Origin of the sequence: Micromonospora sp. NPDC048843 (assembly GCF_040649965.1) — a bacterium.
Taxonomy (GTDB): domain Bacteria; phylum Actinomycetota; class Actinomycetes; order Mycobacteriales; family Micromonosporaceae; genus Micromonospora; species Micromonospora hortensis.
Window position 1 is genome coordinate 27,377 of record NZ_JBEZGJ010000019.1, and the last position, 24,809, is coordinate 52,185.

General features: G+C 67.7%; 22 protein-coding genes and 1 pseudogene. 11 read left to right on the forward strand and 12 right to left on the reverse strand.

Annotated features, from left to right (window positions below; genetic code table 11):
- Position 1 precedes the first annotated feature (1 nt).
- Genes AB0C20_RS07195 through AB0C20_RS07215 form a run of 5 tightly spaced genes read right to left on the reverse strand, consistent with a single transcriptional unit; the run spans position 2 to position 4,467 of the window.
- Complete coding sequence (locus AB0C20_RS07195; protein WP_357189228.1) at positions 2 to 784, reverse strand: alpha/beta hydrolase; 783 nt, start codon at positions 782 to 784, stop codon at positions 2 to 4.
- On the reverse strand, positions 781 to 1,764 hold the full coding sequence (locus AB0C20_RS07200; protein WP_357189230.1) for a beta-ketoacyl synthase N-terminal-like domain-containing protein: 984 nt from the start codon (positions 1,762 to 1,764) through the stop codon (positions 781 to 783). Before AB0C20_RS07200 ends, AB0C20_RS07195 begins: the two co-directional genes overlap by 4 nt.
- Positions 1,761 to 2,921: a beta-ketoacyl synthase N-terminal-like domain-containing protein gene (locus AB0C20_RS07205; protein WP_357567576.1), complete on the reverse strand. Its 1,161-nt coding sequence runs from the start codon at positions 2,919 to 2,921 to the stop codon at positions 1,761 to 1,763. The genes AB0C20_RS07200 and AB0C20_RS07205 overlap by 4 nt, the downstream gene beginning before the upstream one ends.
- Positions 2,918 to 4,168, reverse strand: a complete 1,251-nt coding sequence (locus tag AB0C20_RS07210) for a beta-ketoacyl-[acyl-carrier-protein] synthase family protein (protein ID WP_357567577.1) — start codon at positions 4,166 to 4,168, stop codon at positions 2,918 to 2,920. Before AB0C20_RS07210 ends, AB0C20_RS07205 begins: the two co-directional genes overlap by 4 nt.
- Before the next feature lie 29 nt (positions 4,169 to 4,197).
- Complete coding sequence (locus tag AB0C20_RS07215; protein WP_180200199.1) at positions 4,198 to 4,467, reverse strand: acyl carrier protein; 270 nt, start codon at positions 4,465 to 4,467, stop codon at positions 4,198 to 4,200.
- A 1,143-nt stretch (positions 4,468 to 5,610) separates the two neighbouring features.
- On the opposite strand from AB0C20_RS07215, the gene AB0C20_RS07220 reads away from it, so the two are divergent.
- Both AB0C20_RS07220 and AB0C20_RS07225 read left to right on the forward strand, forming a co-directional pair.
- Positions 5,611 to 6,132, forward strand: a complete 522-nt coding sequence (locus AB0C20_RS07220; RefSeq protein WP_357189237.1) for a GNAT family N-acetyltransferase — start codon at positions 5,611 to 5,613, stop codon at positions 6,130 to 6,132.
- Positions 6,133 to 6,290: 158 nt separating this feature from the next.
- Positions 6,291 to 6,752, forward strand: a complete 462-nt coding sequence (locus AB0C20_RS07225) for a hypothetical protein (RefSeq protein ID WP_357189239.1) — start codon at positions 6,291 to 6,293, stop codon at positions 6,750 to 6,752.
- A gap of 152 nt (positions 6,753 to 6,904) precedes the next feature.
- Here the strand turns inward: AB0C20_RS07225 and AB0C20_RS07230 are convergent, their stop codons facing one another.
- Positions 6,905 to 7,372, reverse strand: a complete 468-nt coding sequence (locus tag AB0C20_RS07230) for a hypothetical protein (RefSeq protein ID WP_357189241.1) — start codon at positions 7,370 to 7,372, stop codon at positions 6,905 to 6,907.
- 95 nt (positions 7,373 to 7,467) lie between these two features.
- Complete coding sequence (locus tag AB0C20_RS07235; protein ID WP_357189243.1) at positions 7,468 to 9,459, reverse strand: PKD domain-containing protein; 1,992 nt, start codon at positions 9,457 to 9,459, stop codon at positions 7,468 to 7,470.
- A gap of 1,073 nt (positions 9,460 to 10,532) precedes the next feature.
- Between AB0C20_RS07235 and AB0C20_RS07240 the strand changes: the two genes are divergently transcribed.
- The 3 genes from AB0C20_RS07240 to AB0C20_RS07250 all read left to right on the forward strand — a co-directional run bounded on the left by AB0C20_RS07240 (position 10,533) and on the right by AB0C20_RS07250 (position 17,278).
- Positions 10,533 to 12,449, forward strand: a complete 1,917-nt coding sequence (locus tag AB0C20_RS07240) for a hypothetical protein (protein WP_357567578.1) — start codon at positions 10,533 to 10,535, stop codon at positions 12,447 to 12,449.
- Positions 12,450 to 13,354: 905 nt separating this feature from the next.
- Positions 13,355 to 16,435 (forward strand): tetratricopeptide repeat protein, encoded by a 3,081-nt coding sequence (locus AB0C20_RS07245; protein WP_357567579.1) that lies wholly within the window; start codon positions 13,355 to 13,357, stop codon positions 16,433 to 16,435.
- Positions 16,436 to 16,852: 417 nt separating this feature from the next.
- Positions 16,853 to 17,278: a hypothetical protein gene (locus AB0C20_RS07250; RefSeq protein ID WP_357567580.1), complete on the forward strand. Its 426-nt coding sequence runs from the start codon at positions 16,853 to 16,855 to the stop codon at positions 17,276 to 17,278.
- 209 nt (positions 17,279 to 17,487) lie between these two features.
- Here AB0C20_RS07250 and AB0C20_RS07255 read toward each other — a convergent pair whose 3' ends face one another.
- A complete protein-coding gene (locus AB0C20_RS07255; RefSeq protein WP_357567581.1) occupies positions 17,488 to 17,835 on the reverse strand; it encodes a hypothetical protein in 348 nt (115 codons plus the stop codon).
- Between the two features lie 625 nt (positions 17,836 to 18,460).
- On the opposite strand from AB0C20_RS07255, the gene AB0C20_RS07260 reads away from it, so the two are divergent.
- Genes AB0C20_RS07260 through AB0C20_RS07270 form a run of 3 tightly spaced genes read left to right on the forward strand, consistent with a single transcriptional unit; the run spans position 18,461 to position 19,690 of the window.
- Positions 18,461 to 18,802 (forward strand): hypothetical protein, encoded by a 342-nt coding sequence (locus tag AB0C20_RS07260; RefSeq protein WP_357567582.1) that lies wholly within the window; start codon positions 18,461 to 18,463, stop codon positions 18,800 to 18,802.
- Positions 18,803 to 18,839: 37 nt separating this feature from the next.
- Positions 18,840 to 19,295, forward strand: a complete 456-nt coding sequence (locus AB0C20_RS07265; RefSeq protein WP_357567583.1) for a hypothetical protein — start codon at positions 18,840 to 18,842, stop codon at positions 19,293 to 19,295.
- The gene (locus AB0C20_RS07270) at positions 19,292 to 19,690 is read left to right on the forward strand and encodes a DUF6188 family protein (protein WP_357567584.1); all 399 of its coding nucleotides are present in this window, start codon (positions 19,292 to 19,294) and stop codon (positions 19,688 to 19,690) included. Before AB0C20_RS07265 ends, AB0C20_RS07270 begins: the two co-directional genes overlap by 4 nt.
- Before the next feature lie 243 nt (positions 19,691 to 19,933).
- On the opposite strand, the gene AB0C20_RS07275 is transcribed toward AB0C20_RS07270, so the two are convergent.
- Positions 19,934 to 20,392 carry a hypothetical protein gene (locus tag AB0C20_RS07275; RefSeq protein WP_357567585.1) on the reverse strand — a complete coding sequence of 153 codons (459 nt, stop codon included), beginning with the start codon at positions 20,390 to 20,392 and terminating at the stop codon, positions 19,934 to 19,936.
- A 596-nt stretch (positions 20,393 to 20,988) separates the two neighbouring features.
- Positions 20,989 to 21,357, reverse strand: coding sequence for a VOC family protein (locus tag AB0C20_RS07280; protein WP_357567586.1), 369 nt, complete (start codon positions 21,355 to 21,357; stop codon positions 20,989 to 20,991).
- A gap of 93 nt (positions 21,358 to 21,450) precedes the next feature.
- On the opposite strand from AB0C20_RS07280, the gene AB0C20_RS07285 reads away from it, so the two are divergent.
- The 3 genes and pseudogenes from AB0C20_RS07285 to AB0C20_RS07295 form a co-directional block, all read left to right on the forward strand.
- Positions 21,451 to 22,416 carry a WYL domain-containing protein gene (locus AB0C20_RS07285; protein WP_357189255.1) on the forward strand — a complete coding sequence of 322 codons (966 nt, stop codon included), beginning with the start codon at positions 21,451 to 21,453 and terminating at the stop codon, positions 22,414 to 22,416.
- Between the two features lie 160 nt (positions 22,417 to 22,576).
- A complete protein-coding gene (locus AB0C20_RS07290) occupies positions 22,577 to 22,777 on the forward strand; it encodes a hypothetical protein (RefSeq protein WP_357189362.1) in 201 nt (66 codons plus the stop codon).
- 264 nt (positions 22,778 to 23,041) lie between these two features.
- A pseudogene (locus AB0C20_RS07295) lies at positions 23,042 to 23,125 on the forward strand (IS5/IS1182 family transposase); the annotation flags it as partial.
- 31 nt (positions 23,126 to 23,156) lie between these two features.
- Here the strand turns inward: AB0C20_RS07295 and AB0C20_RS07300 are convergent.
- The gene (locus tag AB0C20_RS07300) at positions 23,157 to 23,483 is read right to left on the reverse strand and encodes a DUF6355 family natural product biosynthesis protein (RefSeq protein WP_196930466.1); all 327 of its coding nucleotides are present in this window, start codon (positions 23,481 to 23,483) and stop codon (positions 23,157 to 23,159) included.
- A gap of 270 nt (positions 23,484 to 23,753) precedes the next feature.
- Positions 23,754 to 24,734 carry a helix-turn-helix domain-containing protein gene (locus AB0C20_RS07305; protein ID WP_357189258.1) on the reverse strand — a complete coding sequence of 327 codons (981 nt, stop codon included), beginning with the start codon at positions 24,732 to 24,734 and terminating at the stop codon, positions 23,754 to 23,756.
- Positions 24,735 to 24,809: the final 75 nt, after the last annotated feature.

The following is a 24,809-nucleotide window of genomic DNA, read 5'->3' on the forward strand; positions in this document are numbered from 1 at the left end:
GTCAGCTCCTTGAGGTGGTGGTCAGGCGGGGAAGCTCCCGCAGCAGGTCCCCGGCGACGCCGGCGCAGTGCCCGGGTCGCTCGGCCATCGGGAAGTGGCCGCAGCCGGTGAGGATCTCCAGCCGGGCGTCGGGCAGGCGCGCCGCGAGGGCCGCGGCATCGCCGGGCGGCGCGCAGAAGTCGTCGGCGCCGGCCACGATCCGCACGGGCAGATCCAGCGCGGCGACGTCGAGGAACGGGGTACGCAGGTACGCGTCGAAGAACCGGGTCCAGCCGTACGGCCCGATCCGGTCCCGCACCCGCCGGGCCATCCCCGCGACGACGTCGTCCCCGAGCCGGCCGGCGGACCGTACCCGCAGCCCCTCCTCAAGGATCCGGTGGAAGCCGTTGAGGTACGTCGAGGCGGTGTCCCAGGTGAAATCGCCGGGGGTGGCGCGGTGGAAGGGCGCCAGCACCATGGCCGAGCGGGGCCGGTCCGCAGTGCGGGCAAGCCACTCCAGCGTCAGCGGCACCGCGAAGGAGTGCGCGACGACGATGTCCACTGTGCCCGACATCGCAGCCAGCGAGCGGCCGATCCACTCCGCGGGGTCGCCGCGGTGACTCCACGCCGGTTCGCTGAACGAGCTCCACGGCAGCTCTGCCATCCACACCTCGGCGCCGCCCGGGAGCCCGCCCGCGAACGGCTCCCACATCGCGTCGTTGCCCGCCAGGCCGGAGAGCAGCAGCACCCGCTGCGGTGCGTCGGAGGTGGCCGGGCGGATCAGCCGTGCGGCCGTCGCCGTCACGGCCCGTACGAGGATAGGACGACCGCGGCGGCCGCGTCCTCGCCTCCCGCGTCGCCGATGCCGGCGGTGGCGAGCACGGACCCCGAGTGCGGGCCGCCCAGCCACGCCGCCGCGGCCACGCACTGCAGGACACCCAGCGCGCCGGAGGCGGGTCCGAACGTCGCCGACAGGTCGATGCGGTGCGCGCCCGTCACGATGTCTCCCATAGGAGCCGACCCACGCTCCGGCAGACACCACAGCCCGACCGGGGCCGCTCCCGCGGTCACCTGGGCGACGGCCGTCGTGAGCGAGGCGCGCCGCGCGTAGCGCCCGACGACGGCCAACGGCCGTACGCCCCGGTCGAGGGCTGCCGACTCGGCTTCGAGCACCAGCGCCGCCGCGCCGTCGAACGGCTCCGCAGTGACACCGGAGCTGGACAGGACGTGGCGGACCGGCGCGTTGTCGGGCTCGGCCCCGGCGACCAGCACCCGATCGGCACGCCCCGCGGCGATCAGCAGCGCCGCCCAGTGCACGGCGTCGAGGCCGGAGGTCTGCCCGTTGCACAGGGTCAGGTTCGCTGCGCGGAAGCCGTACGTGATCGCCAGCCACGACGCGACGACGTTGCTGGAGGTCGCGGGCAGCGTCATCGGGCTGGTACCGAGGTAGGTGTGTTCCGCGATCGCCTGCACTGTGTCGCAGACGGTGTCGACGTTGCCGAGGTTGGTGCTGACGACCACGCCGACCCGCTCGCCGGGCACGGTCGCCCGGTCGTCCTCGCCGACCAGACCGGCCGAGCGCAGCGCGTCACGGCCGGCGACCAGGGCCAGCTTGGTAGCGCGGTCCTTGTAGCGCAGTCCGCGGCCGGTGAGCCGGCGCACCGGGTCGGCGGGGGCGGGGTCCCGCCGGTCCCCGCGCGGCTGCAGCAGATCGCCCGCGTCGTCGAGACCGGCGACGGCGAGCCCGAGCCCGGTCACCACCGCGCGCCGGCCTTCGGGCGTCATGGTCGGTCCTCCGTGCTCTCGATGACGGCCACGGCGTTGAGGCCGCCGAAGCCGAAGGAGTCGATCTGGGCAAGGCGCATCGGCTCGGCGGGCCGTACGGCCACGCCGCGCGCCAGCCGGAACCCGGAGACCGCCTCGACCGGGTCGATGAGGCCGAGCACCGGCGGCACGACGCCGCGGCGCATCGCCAGCACCGCGGCGACCAGGCTGTGCAGCCCCGACGCCCCGGCGGTGTGGCCGGTCATGGACTTGATGGCGGTCATGTGCGGCATCGGCTCCACCCCGGCGAAGACCGCGCTGATCGCCTCCGACTCCGCCTCGTCGTTGAGCGGCGTGCCGGTACCGTGCAGCAGCACGAGGTCGATGTCGCCCGGAGTGATCCCGGCACGGCGGTGGGCCTCCTCGGTGACCGCGGCGATGCTCTTGGCCTCCGGGGCGGACGGGTGGTACGCGTCGCAGTTGACCGCGACACCACGCACCCTCGCGTGGATCCGGGGCGCGGGACCGGGACCGGCGGCCTCCCGGCGCAGCACGATCGCGACGGCGCCCTCGCCCTGCAGCATGCCGCGGCGATTGCGGTCGAAGGGGCGTACGCGGTCGGGGGCCTCGGGATAGCAGCGGTCCAGCAGGCCGTACGTGCTCTCGGTGAGGGTGTCCACGCCGGCGATCACCACCGTGTCCGCGTGCCCGAGGTCGAGCAGGTCGGCGCCGAGTGCGAGAGCATACAGCGAGGCGGAGCAGGCGTTGACGACGGTGTGCGTGTCGGCGGCCCGGAAGTGCTGCCGCAGCGCCGTGCCGAAGTGCAGATCCCGTACGTGGAACGGGATCTTGTCGCGCCAGGACAGCTCGACCGAGCGCAGCTCGCGCAGGGTGGTGCCGACCAGGACCGGTACCTCGCTCAGGTCGTCGCCCAGCCCCGCGTCGGCGGCCGCCGCCGCGACGGCCTGCACGAGCCAGCGGGTGGCCCGCAGCGGCTCGTCGGAGCCGAGTTCGGGGCGGTCGTCGATCTCGTACGCGACCTGCGCCCGGAACCGGCTGCGGTCGAAGCCGCGCAGCTCGTCGATGCCGCTGCGGCCGGCGACCAGAGCGGAGAACATCTCCTCCGCGTCGGCGCCGACGCTGGCGACCGCGCCCATGCCGGTCACGATCCAGCTCATGCCGCGCTCCGGTACCGACGCATGATGAGCACGGCATTGTTGCCACCGAAGGCGAGCGCATTGTTCTGCACGATGTCCAGCTCCATGTCGAGCGCCTTGTTGGGCACGCAGTCCACCGCGCACTCGGGGTCGGTGACGCGGTGGTTGACGGTCGGCGGGATGAAACCGCGAGAGACCGAGATGGCGCAGGCCGCGGCGGCCACCGCGCTGGCGGCACCCATGCTGTGCCCGATCATCGACTTGATCGAGATGGTGCGCGGCACGGCGTCGTCGCCGAACACCTGCCGCAGCGCCCCGCACTCGGTGACGTCGTTGGCCTTGGTGCCGGTGCCGTGCGCCGAGACGAAGTCAATCTGGTCGGCGGTGACACCCGCGTGCCGGTGGGCGTTGCGCACCGTACGCGCGATGCTGTCCCGGTCGGGCGCGACGGGGTGCAGCGCGTCGCAGGCGAGCCCGTACCCGAGCACCTCGGCGTAGATGCGCGCGCCGCGGGCCAGCGCGGAGTCGAGGCTCTCCATCACCAGGATCCCGGCGCCCTCGCCGGTGAGGATGCCCTCGCGGTCCCGGTCGAACGGGCGGCACAGCTCCGGGGCGATGGTGCCGAGCCGGTAGAAACCCGTGAACGTCTTGCGGCACATGGCGTCCGCACCGCCGCACACGGCGATGTCGACATCGCCGCTGCTGAGGGCGTCGTACCCGGACCCAACCGCGTAGTTGCCCGCCGCGCACGCGGTCGGGATGGTCACGGCCTCGACGTCCTCGAGCGCGAGCTCGCGGACGATGCCGGCAGACAGCCGGCCGGCCGAGACCCGCCGGGCCCGCACCGGGTCGTAGGACTCCGGCCCGTCGCGGAGCCCCGCCTCGACCAGCTCGTCGAGGTCGCGGGACTCCCCGTCGGTGGTGCCGACGGAGACCAGGCACCGGCGGGCGCGGACGTCTTCCTCGGTGAGGCCGGCGTCCGCGACGGCCATCCGGGCGGCGGCGACCGAGAACTGGCTCGCCCGGCCCAGCTCCGCGGGATCGAGGCGCTGGATCCAGGCCTCCGGCTCGAAGTCGTCCACCTCGCAGCCCTGGGCGTGGGCGAAGCCGGCGGTGTCGAAGGCGGTGATCGCCTTGACGCCGCTGCGCCCCTCCCGCAGCCCCGACGCGAAGGCTTCGACGCCGGTGCCAATGCTGGTGATGACACCGAGGCCGGTGATGACGACCCGGCGGCGCGTGGCGCCCGGTGCTGGAGCGTGCTGCATCATCTCACCCATCTGCGGTCGGGGCCGGGCGGTCAGCGGCGCGAGGCCTGCTCGACGACCTGGTAGATGCCCTGGAGGTTGACCATCCGGCTCAGCTCGGCCTGGTCGATGGTCACGCGCTGGCTGCGCTCGAGGGCGGCGAGGATCTCGATGGCGCTCAGCGAGTCCGCCTCGTGGTCCTCCTTGAACAGGCTGGTCTCGCTGACCTCGTCCTCCTCGAGCTCGAGGATGTCGCAGACGATCGTCTTGATCTCCTGCTTGCGGGCGGCGTCAAGGCCAACGGTCAGGTCGGCATTCGGCATGTCGGCTCCGTTCGGTTCGAGGCGCGCCGGCTAGGAGGGGCGCGCCCTTTGTCGGGCAGGTCGAGAGTGCCGTCGGCGGCTATACGAGCCCTATACGACGGCGGGGTCGGCGGCGCCCGCGCCGGGCCAGCGCGCGGCGAGGCCCGCGGTGCCGGGCCGGCGCAGCGCGTCGGCCACCAGCGACCCGACCCCGCTTAGCGGATTCGGCGTTGGTGAGCACGACGAAGCCCGTGTCGCTGTCGAACCGGGCGAACGTGCCGGCGCGGTAGCCCGCGGGTCCGGCCGCCGTGGCCGTACTCGGCGCCGCCGCCGGTGTCGTCCTCCGCGCGGGTACGCCAGCCGTCCTCCAGCGCCCCGCCGCCCCGTCGTGCCCGAGGGCTGCCGGATACCGGCTCTGTTCCGGATACCACTGGTCGAAGCTGGTGGTGGAGACCAGTCCCAGCGGTACACACACCAGGCGCTCGACGAGCTCAGGGAACGTCGCGCAGCACGGGCTCGACGATCGGGAAGCTGGCGCTGCTCTTGCGGAACCCGAGCCGGGTGGCGTCTCCGGGCGTACGGCCGCGAGCACCTCGGTCAGGGGGGTGGGAACGTCTCCTCCGGTCGATAAGGGACGGCCGTCGCCCGGCCGAGCCGAACCGGTGGCTCATCAGCTCCCGCGCGGCACCGGCGGTCCCGGCACCCGCCACCGCCGGACAGCAGCGTCGAGGCGTGCCGCGCCCAGCGGGCCAGCGTCACACCCGCCGGTATCGACGGCTGGCGGGGAGGGACCGAGCACACCACCGCCTACCGCACCCGTGCCCTCGTTGGATGGCTGCTCCACCAGTGGGGGTAGCTGCAGAGACACCGTCAGGCGCACATCGCTTCTTGTCATCTTCGTTATTGATTGGCGGGGTTTTCGGGGGTAAACGGGGGGTCCCGCACAGAAACCCGCCAGGTCTGATTGTCCCCGCTGGCCCCGCCACCGTGCCGCGCCCGCCTCACGGCATGCGTACTGACCGAACCTGTGGCAGCCCTTCCTCGGCAGCCGCACCGGGCGACCCACCACCTCCGGTCCTCCGCTCCAATCTATCGATCGATGACGAGAGGTTCGGCCCTCATCGGTCAGCTAGACCCTTGCAATCTTGCCGTTATCGTTGCCGGATGCCGGAACTGATCGCGCCCACCACCCGCCTGCACATCGCCTGGCTCGAGGCGCACGCGGAATGGGGCCCCGGGCAGCACGAGGACGGTTTCGGGCTGGTCCCGTCCGACGAAGTCGACTCGCCGGTCGGGTTCGCGGCCTGGGTGGCACGGCTCACCGACGATTCGAACCCGGCGTCGCCGATCGACGCCGACAATGTGCGCTGCACGTATCGATGGATCGTCGACAGCGAGCGAGTGCTCGGAGGGGTCGCGCTGCGGCGCGGGCCGAGCGACTACGTGCAGTGGGCTGGCCACATCGGCTACGGCATCCGGCCCTCGGCGCGCCGCTGCGGGTTGGCCACCTGGGCTCTTGGCCGAATGCTTGACGAGGCCCGAGTGCTCGGCCTGGATCGGGTACTGGCGGTCTGCGCGACCGCCAATGTCGCCTCGGTCAGGACGATTGAGCGGTGCGGCGGCCTGTTCGAGGGCATCCGGGACACCAAATTCGGTCCCGCCCGGCGCTACTGGATTGAGCTATAGCGAGGGATTCCGTGCGCTTGAACCGCCAGGTGCATCACAACTGCCTGCCGGCGGCGCACAAGTGCTGGGCATGGGCGAAGCATCCGCCGTGGTTCGGCGGGGTCCAGAGCCAAACCTGATAAGGGCACGCTACGCGCGGGCTGCGTTAGCCTCGCCCGGTGCGATACCTGAGCGAATCGTTCGCGGTCGGCGCGTTGCGCCGGTCGTCCTCGATCGAGCAGTTCCTTGGCCCGACCTTCAACGGCGAGCGTCGAGGCGTCCGCTGGGTCGCCATCGAGCCCGGGCGCAACGGCCGGTACGCGGTGATGGTCTACCTCAGCTGGGACATCGGCGATGAGCACTTCGGCGATCTGCTGGAGTTCCCGCCGCTGGATCCCCATGCCGACGACGCCGGCGAACTAGTCGCCGAGGTCGTAGATGCTATCGAAGCCCTCGCCACCGCCGAACGGGTCACGGACGCGGTACGCGAGCGTTGGACGAACGTCGGCGTCGCCGCCGAGGACTACTTCGACTACGTAAGATCCGGTCGGCTGCCCGACCCGCTCACCCGCCGCGGCGGTGCTGCGGATGCGCCGCCGCCGGGACGAGCAGGTGGTGGCCGTCGCGGTCGTGCGAGGTGATCTGTCGGGGCCGACCCATTCGGGCGGCCGGTGCCAGGATGCCGCCGCAGCGTGACCACGCCCATGCCGGACCCCGACGCGGGGGCAGCCCCGGTGGGCAGAGGCGGCCTGTGGTCCTCTCTGCATCGTTGGGGAGGACCCGCGCGAGGTGGTTAAGGCTGTGGCCAGACGCGGACCCGGAATCGTTCGACACCGGTCGGGGGCTCGTCGCCGTACCAGGCGTCCTGCCCGTACAGGGTGCGCAGCCGATGTCGGCCGATGGCGTGGACGTCTACGGTGTATGTTCCCGGTTCGCCGATTGGCAGGGGTGGGGTGAGCAGCCGCTCGTCCAGGGCGCTGATGCACAGCGTGCCGCTGGTGGAGCGCAGTTCGGCGCGGCCGTGGGCCTCCCACTCATCCGTCTCCGCTGGTGCGGGGCCGTCCCAGGCTTCGACTGTGACGTGGGCACGGTGGCCGCTGCTGATCGCGCTGAACAGGTGGATCTGTTCGGTGCCGGCCCAGCAGAGCAGGTGGGCGGTGGTCTCGGGGTAGCCGAACACGTCGAAGTCCGCACCGATGATGGTGATCAGGCAGCGCTCGGGCATGGGGGTGGCGTTGATGCTGCCCAGCCGGCTCGCCACGCAGACCTCCGTAGCTCGTGTCCATCATGTTCGGTGCGGGCCGGCGCGGTTATGACGGGCCGGCCCACACCGAACGCTAGCGGACGGTCAGGCTATTAGTGGTGGATCTGCACCGCTCCGGCGGTTACCGGCGTGGGCAGGAACCGGTCCACGTCGTAGTCGGCGCCGCGCCGGTTGTCGTAGGTGATCGTGTCACGGGGGATTGCTCCGCTGCTGGTAGGCCAGAGCACGGCCCGTATGCGATCGGGGCCGGGCTGACAGTTCGGGCCGGCAGCGGGACAGCCTCGGTAGCCGTACACGAGGAACCCGACGCCTGCGCCGGTGGTGGTCGTGCTGGTGCCCTTCGCGGCCACCTTCCCGTCGGGGGTGACCACCAGCCATTCCAACCGGGAGGTGGGCTCCATGCGGATCACGTCGGGAATCCAGAGTTTGGCCTCGCCGGTGGGTGGACCGGCCTGGGTGTAGTAGCGGGCGGTCAGGTGCGCCCACGTCCACGCTGTGGTGTCGGTGCCGTCCACCGCGCCGGCTGGTGTCTCGGTGGCGGCGTCGACGTTTGTCCAGCCGCCGTCCGGGTCGTAGACCACGACCATGACGGTGGTGGCGTCGCTGCCGCCGTCGTCGTCGGTGACGGTCACGTCGAGCGTGTACATGCCGGCGTGGGCGAAGCTGCGCCGCAGGGTGCAGGTGTCCGCGCTGGCGGCGGCGGTGCCGGTGGTGCCGTCGTCCCAGTTCACCGCACAGGTGTGGGTGTCGTTGCTGCCCGGATCGGTGAAGGTGGCGGTGACGGTCACCGGCGTACGGGCCTTGAACAGCTGCCAGGGATCGGGACCGGTCACGGTGACCTGCGGTGCGACGTTGTGCACGGTCACCACGGTGGTGTCGGACACCGGCACGTTGAACCCGTCGTCGGCGGTCAGGGTGACAGTGAACGTGCCGTCGTCGGTACAGCTGATCGCGGTCTGGGGGTCATGGGCGGCGGTGAACTGGCAGGTGGCGCCGGCATCGACGTTGTCGCCGGCGGTGTAGGTCCAGGTCACCGACGGGGTGGACTCTCGGTCGCGGGCCGAGCCGTGCAAGGTTATCGGCGAGCCCTCGTCACCGGTGACATTGGGTCCGGCGTCGACCACAGGCGCCTGGTCGATCTCACCGGTGCCACCGCCGGCGCCGCCGGACGACTCGATGATCTCGACGAAGAACAGGTCGACCCACTCCCCCGATGGCTTGTTCTCCGAGTACAGGATCCGGTCGTCGCGGTAGAAGTCCCGCAGGGCCGATCCGGCCCGGCTGTTGTCGCCGGTGGGCACCGCACGTACGGAGAAGTCCCAGTTCGGGTTGGCTGCTCCCTGCTGGGTGCTGGCAAACGGATACTCGTCGCACTGTTCGCCATCGCCGGGCGGGTTGGGCAGGCCGGTGCTCTGGTAGGGGGCGGTGCGGTCACACGCCCGGTCCTTCTCGCGTCCGTTGTCGGTGTGCGTGCTTCCGCCGGTGGGGACCCGCTCGAGGTACTGGTCCAGTGGTCCGGCATACCGGCCGGGGATGACCTTGTCGCCGTCGGGCTTGAGCGGGTAGGTGGCGTTCGGGCTGGCGAACGCGTCGCGGATGTGCGCGGCCACGGCGTGCACCGGCGTCGGTGTGCCGTCAGCCTCGTACAGCCGGTACTGCAGGTGCGGGATCACGTCGTTGAAGATGCACGCCTTCGTGCGCGTGGCCAGGAAGTAGGTCGCAGAGTCGCACCGGACCCAGTACTGGTTCTCGTTGTCGGAGGTGTGGCCGTCCTGAGCCTGGACCTCGAAGTTGAACGCGTGGTACAGCGCCTGGTCTTGCAGCGTCGACACCGATTCGTCCGAGTTGAGGTGCCAGGTGACCCACTGGTTGGCGGCGGCCCGTTCCTTCCACAGCGAGAGCGGCATCAGCCAGGTGCCGCCGCTGATGTCGCAGCCAGGAGTATCGCGGTAGCACTCCATCTCGAGACCGAACAACGATGCGGGCGTGTAGCTGCCGCCGAAGGTCACAGACTCCGCGCGCAGGAACACCGTGATGTCCCGCTGGCCGTCGTCGCGGCCGTACCCGACGGCGATGACCGGCATGTACACGAATCCGGTTTGCCTGTTCCGGGTGTCGAAAACGTAGTCGTAGGCGATGTAGCGGGCACACCACATTAGCCGGTTCCGTATGTGTCCCCGGCCAGTGGTCGCCGCCGATGTTGTCTGGCACTCCCGCACCAGGTCTTCATCAGGCTGATGCGGTGGACTGAACCGCTCGCGCAGGATCCGCGGCCCTGCAGCGGCGGCGACGTCGAAGCCTGGCGTGCCGGGCGGCGCTGGCCGGGCGTTGCGCCGTGCCAGCTGCTGCGCCTCCTGCACCGATAGCGGCCCGCCGGCAAGCCGGCTCGGTGCTGCGGCCTTGGCCAGTTCAGCCGGCGGCGCGCTGGCCGGTGCCATTCCCAGCAGCCGCTGGCCTGCTTGCGTGTCTGGCCGCGCGGTCACGGCAGTCTGGGTGGCCGTCGGGCCAGCGACGGCGGGCGTGAGTGACGCGGTCCAGCTCAGCGCCGCACCGACCGCCAGTATCGCGACAGCACGGCGTCTACCTACTCTTTCCATGGAGATCCCCGTTTCCCCGTGTAGCCGCTGCGGGTGCCGAGCTGATGGTCGGCGAGCACGCGGCGGCGATGCCCTGGCGGACACCACGGGCGACGATATTCACCCGACCAGACCCACTCCAGCCCTCTGTAGAGATGACGACCGATGAACTTTCCCACGCGGCCCGCCATCGCGCACCAACGTCACGTGGCGGCTCGACAGTGAGTGTGAGCAGCCCTCGAGATCTCACATCGGGTATTCCGGCCCCGTTCGGCCCACTGCCGCGCAGTGTCCTGCCGTCGACCGCGATCACTCGTCTGCCGGCTACGGCAGGTCGGCGGCCCATTCGACGATCTCCACGACGCGACTCGATCCCGGAACCACCGCCGCGATCACGAGCAGTCCCGGCAGCGGCTGGATCCGGCCGCCAGCGTCCCGTGGGTCCGGAACCCGGGCGAGGGCCTGCAGCAACCTGGCGTGTCCTGTTCCGACAGCGGCAACATTCGCCGCTGCACCGAGCGCGACTCCTGCGTGACAAGCGCCTTTGACAAACAGCGTAAGGCCCGGCTACCGGAACGGCATTGATCGATGTCTTGACTCCATGCGCCGCTCTGCTCATGATTTACTGCGGCGGTTCGACAGTGAGGGTCAATGTGATGACGCAGGTAGAGCCACCGGCAGGAGGCCCCACATCAGCCGCCACTCTCAACGAGCTTGGACAAACTAGCCGACTCGCGCGTGCCAGTTCAGGCACGAGGGACTGGCTGACACGTAGGCCCCATTGGCGGGAACTGAGTATCGCGAGCCTCGGTTCGGTGCTCCTCGCTGTCGCGATGATCTGGCTGATTCCGCCGTACGCGGTTCGCGTGCTGACTGCCGGCGCCAAGACTGTGCCGATCGCCGACCCGGCCCACACCATCGTCGGTGACGCGGGTGACCCGACGGCCCAAGCATGGCTGGTGGGATGGGGTGGCCACGCTCTCACCCACGGTCTGCGTGACCTGTGGGATACCAACGCCTTCTATCCCGACACGTACGGCCTAGCCCTGAACGACAGCCTGCTCGGCTATGCCCCGGCAGGGCTGATCGGCAGCGGTGTAGTCGGCGCCGTGCTGCGCTACAACATCCTGTTCGTGCTGGCTTTCGCGCTCGCCTTCCTCGGCGGCTACGCTCTCCTGCGCCAACTTGGCGCGAACAAGGTCGCCGCCGCGATAGCCGGGGCCGCCCTCGCCTACGCGCCCTGGCGCTACGGCCACGACGGCCATCTGAATATTCTCTCCACCGGTGGTATCACTCTGGCCCTGGCGATGCTGGCGCGCGGCCACGGACTCTCGTTCACCCGCGGCTACCTTGCCGAACGAGTCCGGCCGGGCTGGGCGTTCGCTGGCTGGCTGGTTGCGGCCTGGCAGGTCAGCCTCGGCTTCGGCGTGGGGCTGGGATTCGTATACGTCCTCGCCGCCCTATGCCTGATCACACTGACAGCCTGGCTGATCCACCGCCCACGCCTCAGCCTCCGGCTGATCGTCGGTGATCTGATCGGCGGGCTGGTCTTCACCGTGGTGACCGGATACTTCGCGTACGCGTACAAACACGTGCGCGAGCTCAACCCAGATGTCACAAGGGACTGGGACTACGTCGCGCACTTCTCCCCGACACTGCGCGGACTTCTCGTGGCGCCGCAGTCCTCGCTGCCCTGGGGCACCCTGCACAACGACGCCCGCACCGCTCTTGGTGACGTACCGACTGAGAAAGTGCTGCTATGCGGGTACGCACTGTATCTACTGGCCTTCGCCGGCCTGTTCCTGTCCCGCTGGTCACCGGTGCAACGGCTTCTGCTGCTGTCTGGGGCGGTCGTCGGAGTGTTGTTCGCGCTCGGCACGAACGGGCCGATCTACCACCTGCTCTATCTTTACGTGCCCGGGTTCGATGGATCCCGTACACCAGGTCGCTTGATCTTGTGGCCCACTCTCTGCCTGGCCATCCTCGCGGCCGGCCTGGTTACCCACCTGGCCGAGGTGGCTCGCAAGGGCGCCAAGCCGCAATGGTCGGTGGAAGCGGCGCGTCTGCTGACCGTGCCGTTGCTGGTCCTCGTGCTAGCTGAGGGCGTGCCTGACCTGGACCACCCCCAAACCCCAGCCAAACCGGCCGCGATGGCGCTAGCGTCCGCGCACGCTCCCATCATGGTGTTGCCGTCCAACGACGGCATCGACCTCCACGTCCTACTGTGGTCGACCGACGGATTTCCCACCATGGTCAACGGTGCGGCCAGTCACACCACACCCAACCGTCAGGCGATCCGCGACGTCATGGCGACCTTCCCCAGCCAGCCGGCCCTGGACCGGTTGCACCAGCTCGGTATCCGCAGCGTCGTCCTGCTGCGCGACCGGGTCCACGGCACCCCATACGAACCACTGCTAAACATCCCCGACGTACCCGGCATCACCCGCCATGACGTCGGGCCAGACGTGGTGTACACCATCGACACCATCACGAAGTGATGTTGGGCGTGTCCTCGGGAGACGAGGATCGTTCTGTCTGAACGTGAGGAGGGGTGAGCAGCCGCCGCGGATCGTCTCGGACGAACTCTGGGCCGAGATCGAACCACTGTTGCCACCCCGACCACCACGCCGGCACGGGTTCCCCGGGCGTAAGCGCCTCGACGACCGCAGAGTGGAAGACCTGCTGGCGCAGGTTGCGGGACTGGAACGACGCCGACGCATGGCACGACCTCTCTGGCGACGCGATGACAGGGTGCTCCACCGTCCACGATCAACTCATGGAGACCAGGACCAGAGAACCCCTCGGCGATCCTGCCTCGCCTCGGGCGATCGTCGAAAACGTCCGGCGTAGCGACAGCTGACGGCATCAGCAGCGCTTGACGCGGAATCAAGAGACCCAAGTGCCGCTTCATCCAGGATATGGATGAAGCGGCAGGTCAGAGCTCTACAGGGGCGCATGTCGACGGCCAACCACCCAGGCGGTTACCGTCAACATAGATCATCCGTCACTGTATGTTACCGGCCGTTACCTGGGATGATCTTCATCTCCCCAGGCCAATCGGTCGGGACGGCCGGACTCGAACCGACGACCCCTTGACCCCCAGGACATTTTGGTCAGCGTTCCCGCACGTCACGCACGCTATCCCGAAGATCAGGCCGCGTGGCTGACGGCGTGCCGGCTGTCATCGCGCATGCCGTGTGGTCCCTGGATGCTAAGCGGCTTACCGCCCCCGGCTTCTCGGGGCTGGGGCGGCAAGCCGTGTGACCGGTTCTCCGCGCATGCACCCTGGTTGCCGGTAACAAGACGCGACGCGGCGCGGCAGCATTTTGCTTGTGGTGGTCGGCCGTTGGGCGGTTTCGCTGGGTCTGTCGGCGGATGGGCCGTTGCTCAGAGATGCGGTTCAATGAGCGGTCAGCTTTTGGTGATTTGGTCGCGTCAGGGAGTGACGGTGAGCTTTCGGGGTCAGCCGTGGTCGCGGTGGCTTGTGGCCCTGTTGTTCATTCTGGTGGCGGTTGTGACCACGGCGGTGGCGTTGGCGGTCAACGCGGCGAGCAGTGACGAGCGGCGGTGGCCGTGGGGCCTGCACATGATCCAGGACTACCCGTTTCCTTCGGTGTTGGTCCTGACGGTAGTACTCGCGATGTTGAGCATCATGGTGGTGTCGGTGCCACGCGAGCGGGAAGCTCGTACCACTGGCGCTTCAGCCGTGGCTACGTCCATTTTCGATGCCTCGCCAGCCTCAGGGGACGGTGGGCTACCCAGCGGTACCGGTGTGATAGGTGCACCGCTAGGGGAGTTGCCGGTCGTCGTCCGGGGACGTGACGGTGTAGTCAGTGACCTCGTGGCACCGCCTGGTGCCTATTCGCCGCAGGTTCGGGTCTTGGTGGGGATGGGTGGTTGCGGGAAGACCACTGTGGCGTTGGCGGCGGCGCGGGAGGCTCAGGCGTCCGGCTGGCGGGTGTGGTGGGTGTCGGCGGTGGACAGGGCGACATTGGTGGCCGGCATGTCGGCCGTGGCGCGGGAGGCGGGGGCGTCGGCAGAGGAGGTGACCAGCGCCGATTCGGATTTGGCGTTAGCGGGGGTGGTATGGGGGCAGCTCAATCGACTGTCCGGCCACTGGTTGTTGGTCATTGACAATGCCGATGCGCCTGAAGTGTTGGACCCGGGCGGTACGAGTGTGGCGGGTGGTAGCGGTTGGTTGAGGTCTGCCGGTGCCGGGGTCGTTTTGGTGACCACCCGAGTGACTGATCGGGCGGTGTGGGGGCATCGGGCAGGGTGGTTCTCGCTGGGTGAGTTGGATCAGCAGGCGGCGGCGTTGATGCTGCTGGACCGGATGGGCCGTGCGGACGAGCCCGAGCTGATTGAGGCGGCGACGGCGGTGGCGGATCGGTTAGGCCGGCTGCCGTTGGCAGTGCACCTGGCGGGGTCGTATCTGGGTTCGGGCATGGCAGTGGTAGGGCTGGACGGCTACCTGCATCTGTTGACGGATCGCTCGCTGAGCGTGGTGGATGAGGGCGCGCCTGGGTGGGGGGAACAGGATCCGCGTCGGCTGATCATGTCGACGTGGGAGATCTCGTTGGACGCCTTGGAGCGGCAAGGCCGCGTACGGGCGCGCACCCTGTTGCGCGTGTTGTCGTTCCTGAGACCGGGCTCGATGGTACCGATGCCGATGCTGAACCCCTCGGTGTTGTCGGAAGCGGGGCTGCTACCTGATGGGGACGAGGGCCGCGCGGAAATGGCGGCCGGGTTGGCGGGCCTGCGCGCGGTGGGCCTCATCGACGGGGCACCAGCCGGGGTGGATGGTTCTGGCGATGGGCTGATAGTGCATCCGCTGGTGGCCGAGGTGTGCCGATGGCGAGCCGGGCGCGACGGGCAGCGATCGTCGCTGATGGCGGCGGCGGCCGGAATGGTCGTGGCCGCGAGCGCACGGTTGAACCCGGCTGATCCTGCCGACTGGAACGGGTGGCAGGTGGTCGCCCCGCACGCGAGAGTAGCGCTCGGTGTGATCGCCGAGATGAGCGAAGACCTGATTGCCCGCGTGGTCGGTGTCAACAATGGTTTGACGTACCATTACACCGCTCAAGGTTCGTATCCGGCGGCTATCGACCAAGGCGAAGACGTCGTCGCCGCTGCCGTCGCAAGAATGGGTGCCGAGCACCCGGACACGCTGATGTCGCGGAACAACCTGGCTGCCGCCTACAGGGCGGCGGGGCGGTTGAGTGAGGCGATTCCGTTGTACGAGGCGACGCTTTCCGTACGTGAGCGAGTGCTGGGTGACGAGCATCCGGACACGCTGATGTCGCGGAACAACCTGGCTGCCGCCTATCAGGCAGCAGGCCGGCTGGGTGAGGCGATTCCGTTGTACGAGGCGACGCTGGCCGCGTACGAACGAGTGCTGAGTGACGAGCACCCGAACACGCTGACGTCGCGGAACAACCTCGCCTACGCCTATCAGGCAGCAGGCCGGCTGGATGAGGCAATCCCGTTGTACGAGGCGACGCTTTCCGTACGTGAGCGAGTGCTAGGTGACGAGCACCCGGACACGCTGACGTCGCGGAACAACCTCGCCTACGCCTATCAGGCAGCAGGCCGGCTGGATGAGGCAATCCCGTTGTACGAGGCGACGCTTTCCGTACGTGAGCGAGTGCTAGGTGACGAGCACCCGGACACGCTGATGTCGCGGAACAACCTGGCCTACGCCTATCAGGCAGCAGGCCGGATGGGTGAGGCGATTCCGTTGTACGAGGCGACGCTGGCCGCGTACGAACGAGTGCTGGGTGACGAGCATCCGAACACGCTGACGTCACGGAACAACCTCGCCACCATCTACGACGCGGCGGGCCGGCTGGGAGAGGCAACCCGGTTGTACGAGGCGACGCTTTCCGTACGTGAGCGAGTGCTAGGTGACGAGCACCCGGACACGCTGACGTCGCGGAACAACCTGGCTGCCGCCTACCAGGCAGCGGGGCGGTTGAGTGAGGCAACCCCGTTGTACGAGGCAACGCTTTCCGTACGTGAGCGAGTGCTAGGTGACGAGCACCCGGACACGCTGTTGTCGCGGAACAACCTGGCTGCCGCCTACAGGGCGGCGGGGCGGTTGGGTGAGGCAACCCCGTTGTACGAGGCAACACTTTCCGTACGTGAGCGAGTGCTAGGTGACGAGCACCCGGACACGCTGATGTCGCGGAACAACCTGGCCTACGCCTATCAGGCGGCGGGCCGGCTGGGTGAGGCAATCCCGTTGTACGAGGCGACGCTGGCCGCGTACGAACGAGTGCTGGGTGACGAGCATCCGAGCACGCTGACGTCGCGGAACAACCTGGCTGCCGCCTATCAGGCAGCAGGCCGGCTGGATAGGGCAATCCCCTTGCACGAGGCGACGCTGGCCGCGTACGAACGAGTGCTGGGTGACGAGCATCCGGACACGCTGACGTCGCGGAACAACCTCGCCGCCGCTTACCGCCTTCGGGACGACAGCATGTAGCGCTGCGGCCGCCCGGAGACGGCCGAAGGCCGCCCGGCGAGCAGCCGCGGGCGGCGCCGCAGTTGCACGGCTCCTTGGTCCAGAGAGCGAACGATTCGGCAGCCATTCCGGCTTGACACTTGAGACTTGACTACCGGTCAAGCAGAGCTCGGCACGCTCCAACTCGACTGATCTTGGTCGCCAAAACGGCGAAAGGGCCGACCCGATCTCCGGATCAGCCCTCTGACCTGCGTCGGGACGGCCGGACTCGAACCGACGACCCCTTGACCCCCAGGCAACCAACGCGAGGTGCTGACCTGCTGTTCCACAGGGGCTGGCCTGCCGAAGCCATCCATCAAGGTCCCTGCTCGTCCGCTGGCGTCCGTCCCGATCGTCACCCGTTTAGTCACCCAGCGGAGGGCTGGGGAGGATGTCATCGTGATCTCTCTACCTCAACCCAACGACCTCACATCGCTGGTGCTCCGTACGGACTTCATCGACGACACTGCCTGGGAAGCCGTGAAGGCGGCCTTGCGCATCTGGGAGGCTGAAGACAGCGCCACCCTCGTCAGCGACCCGAAGTACAAGGGCGTGAGCCTCCATGAGCTGGTCGACGCCGACAACGCAGCAAGCCAAGAAGACAGGCTGACGTACCTCTTCCTTGCCGACGCGACCACGATGACGGACGTCGAACGTCCGCTTCTCGCACTCGACCTGGCGGACGAGCCGGGCCGCACCTTCCGGGTGCCGCCCCGCTGGTACGCGGACGTCTCGACCAACCTCACCATCGCGAACATGGACTTTGCCGAGTTCGCCAACGCCATCGATAGGTCGGACACGTACCGGGGCTTCGACGGGGACTGACGTCCTGATCTGGGGCCTACTTGCTCAGCCGGTGACGGAGATCGAACCACACTGTCAGCTTGGGAATCGCGTTGATCTACGCCGTGGGTAGCCGGATCGCATAGCCAGTGAGCACGGAGCGTTCATGCGGCGGTGCCGGACGGTGGTGTTGTAGGCCGGTGTTAACCGCTGCATCGGGCACGCATCGGGCACGGCGCGAGCAGCCTCGGTCAGAGCCAGGCCCCGCCTATCTCCGTGATACCGACGACGAGCAACCTGGCTGGCGCGTCAGGCAACCAACTGCTCGCCTGGCAACTCGCCTCCTGTAGCTCCTCACCTGTCACCCTGACGCCTTGGTCCCAACCTGCAGGCCAGAGTTCGAAGCGGCGCACTTCGACCAGGCCGTCACGCTCTAGGGACACGATTGCTCTCGCGAGGTCTCGTACGGCCTCCTCAAGGCTTGGGGACCGATCACCGTTGTCCATCCAGGTCATAAGGATCTCGGGTAGCGCGGCACAGCCATCGGAGCCATGGAGTACGAAGTACTCCGCTGGTGTCAGTCCCTTGATGCCGGTCACGGACGAATTTTCGCAGGCGGTGCGGACAGATCAAGGCCCGAAGTCCTACCTCTTCGTCCCCGAAGGAACCACCAGCGGCTATGAGCTGCGCCAGTCGTTGGGCTGAGCTGTCTGAACCGTCCACCGCAGTCCACGGACGTCCGGCCTTGCCCGTGCCTGTCGTCACCCAGTTGGTCACCCAGCCCGAGTGTCAGACGTTGAAGCGGAACTAGACCCACCCTCGCGTGACCTGCGGCAGGCTGGACGGCATGCTGGTGACGTTCCGTCTTGGGCTCACGTCATTGGTGGCTGGTAGCCGACGTTCCACGCTGTCTTGTGCCCCGTTTGTGCCCCGAGCCCGAGGAGCGGTGCTTCCTCCAACGGCGGAGGCCCGCGACGATCATCCCCCCGCCCATCGCACCCAATATCGCCTCGTTGAAGGGCCCTAGCTGCTCGACGTATCCCAAGGCGACCACGAGTCCGGCCCCTGCCGCCATCACACCCGACACCAGCAAGGCGACGCTGAGAACAAGATGAGTGCGCACCGCATCAGTAGAGCAGCCACTCCAGCCCGAGCGCATCGCTCGTTCCGGTCGGGTCCAGACGACAGGAGCTGTCCGACGCCAGCACGTGTCATCCCGACGACTTGAGCGATCTGCGGCTGCCCGTCACACCGGCACCGGCCGCGCCGGTATTGCCCGTCGACAGCGTCGACCAGGTCGATCTGGCCGTGGAGTTTACCCGGCTGGCGCCGTTGTCTGGGAATCTGACCGTGTGCGGGCAGCAGTTCTGGCTCGGCCCGGACCGCGCAGGCAGCACGGTTACCTTCTGGGCTGACACCACCGTCGTGCACCTGCTGGTCCACGGCGTCCGGCTCAAGACCGTGCCGTCCCGGCTCACCACTACACACCTGCGCCGGCTCCTGGACAACGACTGCCGTCCCGCCGGACCGCCACACCGGCAACACACCGCTGAACGCAGCCATTGAGGTCGAGCGCACGGTCAACGCCGTCGGCGCCGTCGGCTTGGCCGGACGGCAACATCCCGTCGGCTACCACTTCGCCGGCCGCCGGGTCACCATCCGCCTCGACCTCGGCTTACTGCAGCTCATCGATGACGGCGTCTTACTGCGGAGCCTGCCCAACCCGCTCACCCCGGCCGAGCTGGCCCGCCTCCGCGACGCCCGGCCCGCCGGTCCGCCACCCCAGCCTCCCACCGGCCCGGTTCGGGTCGAGCGACGGATCAGCGGCCGTGGTGCCCTGGCCGTCGCCGGGCAACGTATCCACGTCGGCATGGTCCACGCCGGGCGCACCGCCGCCGTCGAGACCGCCGACACCACCTGGCGGATCTACCACGGCGACGAGTTGCTCACCGAAGTCGCCCGCACCACCAGCAAGAACATCGCTAGATTCAAGGTCTCCAAACCCGAAGCACCGCGTCGCCGGGCAGCCCCAACCGACAGCGCAGGACAGGTGTCATGAAGATCCCCGCATCGCTGATCGGCTGCCACGTCGACCGGACCGCGTTCGACTATCAGGTACGCCTCAGCTTCTCGGCCCTCGATCCAGACGAGGGTTACCGGGTCGACGCAGACCTCGTCATCGAGACACCATTTCTGCTCCGCGACCGCGCTGGCGAATGGCACGAACTCGACCCCGGCACCGGCTCGGCCCTCGCGCCCGCCCTGGACCTCTTCCGACGGGCCGTCACCGCCGTCGAGATTCGTGCCAAAGGTGCCCTCCACCTCACCTTCGACGAAGGTCTTCAACTACACGTCGGCCCACACCCTCGGTACGAATCCTGGAGCCTGACCGGGACCGGCGTCGAGCCCGTCACCGTCGGCCCCGGCGGAGAAACCGACTGGCAGCTCCCCTAAACACCGACCCCACCGATCCTCGGTACCGTGCCCGACGAACATCGTTCTAGCCGGAGCTGTCACGGATCATCTGACCTTGATCCGTAACGGATCAAGTGGAGCCTGACAGCTGAGAATCAACGTGTGTGATCCGCCAGCTGATGTGCGACAGATCCGGCAAGCTAGGGGCAACAGGCTGGCCGCCGACACAACGTCCTGTCATGTCGAATCGAGGGCGTGTCTGCGGGACACCCATCGACCACGTCATGCGTTGCGGCCCGGTGTCATTCCACGGGGGCTCGCGGCGTTGAGAACACGCTCCCACTCGCCTATCAGTGTGACCTCAAGCCCAGAGTCCATCTGACCAGACTCGACCATGCCTACAAGTTCGCCGGCGTACTCAGCCTGGAATGAGGCACCATACTCATCCGAGACACGACAGACTTCGCCGAGCAGCTCCTTGACCTCCTCAAGATGCGCCCTGTCCACCTGAGGATCGATCTGCTCTCCCCAAGGGGGCAGAGCTGTATAAAGCATCAGCCCGAACCCCACCCAGTGAGAGCCGTGCTCATCTGACTGGTCAAGGAAGACCGGCGGACCGAGGACCCAGGTCCGCCGGCCAGCAAGCCTTTCGATCGACGCTTGCATCGTGCTGACGATTGATGCGGATACCTCGTCTTCGAGCGCGACCACGAGTCGATCGATGGGATGGTTTTCTCGCATGAAGCACCTCCAGCTATGCCAGCTGATGTAGTCGATCCGAAGCGGCAGTGCCGGAGGTCGTGCGAGTTGGTGATCACCGGCAGATCCGAACGCGAGCCGCGCGTCGCTGGCAGGCCATCCGTTACGCAACGTCACCAATCGGAACGTCCGCCGGTCCTGCACGCGTCACGATGCCCATCAGGCGATCAGCGGGAGGCCAGCTACCCCGCTGCAGCTCTGCACGACAAGAGGCTCTGTCGCTGATCTTGTGACGGGCGACCCTGCTGGATGAGATGAACTCCGCGGAGGACGGCCGCAACCCGTCCCGCCACGAGCCGCTCGCTTCCGGATCTGCCGATGTGAGCGCGTTCGCTGCTGTTCCCCTACGAGTGTTACTGGAGCCGGTTGAGCTGAGACTTCTCGCCTGACTGGCAGCGCGGATGTCAGTCACGCGCCGAGGTGGCTGGCCCAGCAAGATGACCTCCGAGAAGATCGCGGTAACCCGCAGGCGTGCACCTCCGAGAAGTGCACCGTCGACGTGGGGCGCTCGTCGTCCTCTCGAAGGCAGACAACGTCAGGCGCGACACCTGACGTGCGCGCCTGCCGCATCGTGCACTTTAGTCTTTCGGTGCGACCCGGATACGGTTCCCGTCAGGGTCGGCTGCGAGGAAGGTCAGGCCGAATCCCACATCGTGCGGCTCTTGCAGGATCGTGACGCCCTTGGACTGCCACTGCTTGAAGATCGCGGTGATCTCGTCGGGTCGCCCACCTTCGATGGCCAGGCAAACCTCACTGGTACGCGGGACGCCAGGCGACAGATCCTCGAACTGACCGGACCACAGAGCGAGCTCAGCGCCAGGCCCGAGGCCGAAGGTGATGTATCCCGAAGTCTCGAACGAAGGGCTCATGCCGAGGAGATCGCCGTAGAAACGAGCTGCGGCGGGCGCGTCGTTCACGTAGACGATGGACACGACGGATGTGGTCATGGTTGTTCCTTCTCGCTGGTCGTAGGTACGCATCCACCAGCCTGGCCGGAATATGCGCCGCATCATGTCGCAATTTCTTGAGAAACTTGGTGGGTGACCCCGGACCGTTTCTTCGCCCTGATGCTGCTTCTCGAATCGAGGGATGGCGCAACCACCCAGGAACTTGCCTCGGCGCTCGGGGTTTCCCTCCGAACCATCACCCGGGACCTGAACTGGCTCCGCGACGCCGGTCTGCCGGTAACCGCACACCGGGGCCGCCTCGGCGGCGTGACCATGCTGCCCGGGTCCGGGCTCGACCTCACGCGACTCACCCCTGGCGAGCGTGATCATCTCTCGCTCATCGGGCTGGATGAAAAGCAACGCGCGGAGCTCAACGCATCGGCCGAAAGCCGACGCGCGCTCGCCAAGCTCGCCGCGATACAGTCACGTCGAGTTCATGAGCTCCTGCCGCTCACCGACGTCGTGCACGTGGACAGCCGTCCCTGGCACCAGACACGAGCTTCCGGCCCGACTCCGGCTTCGCTGATCGGCGCAGTGCGGCGAGGTCACCAGCTACGGATCGAGTACGACAGCCCACGCGAGTCATGCCCACGCGACCTGGTCGTAGATCCGTACGGGCTGCTCGCCAAGGCCGGCATCTGGTACCTCGTTGCCGACTGTGCCCGAGTGCCACGGATGTACCGACTCGAACGGATCACGGGGTGGAAAGAAGTCGACCGGCCACGACGGATCCGCCAGAACCAGACCCTGGTCACCCTCGCTGCGGCGCTCATTGATCAGTGGGCACACAACCACGCAATAGAGGTCAGCGCCACCATCGACCAGACCCAAATCGAGCGAGCGCAACGGATTTTCGGCCTACGACTCGTCCGGGACAACCATGAAGAATCCGCCACCGGCCACAAGGTGACCATTCGCTTCATGCATCTTGAGGACGTACGAGCATTGCTGCCGTTCGGGAGCGCCATCATGGTGCACGGCCCAGCCGAAGCCAGGGCTCACCTCCGCGCTCTCGCCACCGACCTTGCCCGCCACTATGCGCCTTCACCAACGTCCTGACCAGCAATACCTGGTTGTCTGCGAGGATGCCCATCCTTGCATCAAGATCAACTCACCCTCATGGCCGGACACCGATCCTGAGGAAAGTCTCGAAGGAGCCGCGAGCCGCGCGCTGCCCTCCCACGCGGACGCCGTGGTCCGCATATGAGCGAGGCTGGTTATGGAAGTCGTTCACTCCCGGTCGGCCGCCGGGTTCGTCACCCGCCTCCTCTCCGACCTCGAAGTCAAGACATGCTGGCAGTTGGCCGAGCAGGCGGGGCATGGTCGTCCGGACGCGATGCAGCGGCTGCTCTACCGGGCGAAGTGGGACGCCGACGCGGTACGTGACATGTGCGCAAGGCCGTCGTCGACCGGTCGGTGACTGTCGGGCACGGAAATCGGGCTTCGGCTACGCCGCCGGCGAATACTGGTTGATCAGGCCACCGAGGATTGGGCGTCGCTGGACCCGGGCGGTGGTCAGGTCTACGACCTTCGGCGGCCGACTCGGTGGCTGCTGGTCCAATGAGCCCTTTTCATCGTGACGGGGCTGGTCACGGCGGTGGGGTGGGGGCAGGGATCGACGTAGGGCGAGGCTCCCGGCAAGGCAGCAGTCGACCAAGATCCGATGCCCCAACCGGAAGCCTCGCTGTTGTCCTACCCCGCCGCGATTCCCCTGTCCGACCGCACCCTCATTTGCCTCGCTGACCTGATCCGCAACCACCGAACGCAGGTGGAGAATCGCGCAGCGCTTGGCTGGCGGTTCAACAAGTTTGACCCGAGTACCAGGCGTTGGATACGGCGTTGGCGCCGCCGATGTCCCACGTTCCCGGGCCGATGCACCAGGTCCAGTCGTCGCGGGGCCACGTCGCGTCGACGTAGATGAGCACATGGGTGTTCCCGCAGTGGTTGTACCAGGCCGTCACCGCGTCTTCGTAGTAGCCGCAAACCTGCGCGGCGACGTCCTCGCTGCCGGGCTTGGCCTGCTCCGAAACCGCGGTGGTTTCGGGCTGGGACAGGCGGGAGCCGGCGCCCGGACTTGCCTGTGCCACGGTCCCGGACAGGGTGAGTGCGCCGAGGATCGCGGTCACTGCCGAGATCCGAAACGCCGTTCTGTACCACATTTTCACAATGGTCTCCTGTCAGCCGCCGCTGCGGCCTAGATGATGCTGCTGGCTGCATGAAGTGATCGATGTACTTCCTCGCGCTCCTTCCATCGCGAAAACACGGACCGATGTAACACGCTCAAGTGAACCTTCTTCCGTAAGGCGGAATCAGATTCAACCCTGACTGAGCGGGCTTCCTAAGATAAGAGTGCACGCCACAGCCGGGTCTGTCGTTACTGGTAAGCGCACAAGTCTTTAGTCTGCGCGTACTCTCGCGCACTGCTCGCGGAACTGGCGTGGCGAAAGGCCGTAGGCGCTGCGGAACGCCTGGCTGAAATGCGCCGGGCTGGTGAACCCCCACTGGGCGGCGATCGTGTGGATCGGGCGCGCGCCTAGTTGGGGGTTGGCGAGGTCGCGTCGGCACTGCTCCAGGCGACGCTCGCGGACCCAGCCGGCGACCGTGCGCCCGTCCTCGTGGAACAGCTTGTGCAGGTATCGCAACGAGATGTGATGCGCTGCGGCGATCGCGTCCGGTGTCAGGCGCGGATCGCCCAGATTCTCTCGGACGAAGGCGTAAATCTGAGCCATCAACGCTCGCCGTTGGGTGTGGGAGGGCACCGCGCTTTGGACGTCCAGCGCGTTGGCCAGTGCCGCTGTCAACACGTCAATGGTGAGGGTGGACAGCCGGGCGGCGTCCAACGGACTGAGTTCGTCCATGTGCCGGGCAAGACGCAGCAGGAATTGTGAAGATAACGCGCCGACGCCTTGGGCGCCAGGGATGCGAACTGCGCTCAGGCGTCGCAACTCCCGAGGGGGCAACGGCAGTAACGAGCGCGGGAAGCGCAGGAGCAGCAGCTGACTAACTGGCGCATCCGGGGTGAATTCGGCCACGTAGGGCCGGGAGGTGTCATACAGTATCAGGTCCCCCACGCCGAAATCTGTGCGCTGGCCGTCTTGCGTGATCATGCCGCCACCGCGCACAAGGCAACCCAGCTTGAACACCTCGGGATCGGCCTGCCGAATGAGCTTGGGAGTACGGTGGACCGAGTGCGGCATCGTGGTCATTAATGTCGCCTGCACGGGACCGAACTCGCTGATTCCGACCTGAGCCCGAAATCCGGGCTCCCACTGCGATTCACAGCGTAAATCGTAGGGCACCCAGAGCTTCGAGTTTACCTCGCGCCAGAAGGCGAACCCGTCTTCAACCGGGACCTCGGTGGTGCTGACTACGTCCATGACTCACCTTCGCGCTGTCGCTGCAGGGGTCAGACCACGATAGCTTGGCGTCAATATAGCGGCGTTGCGATGTTA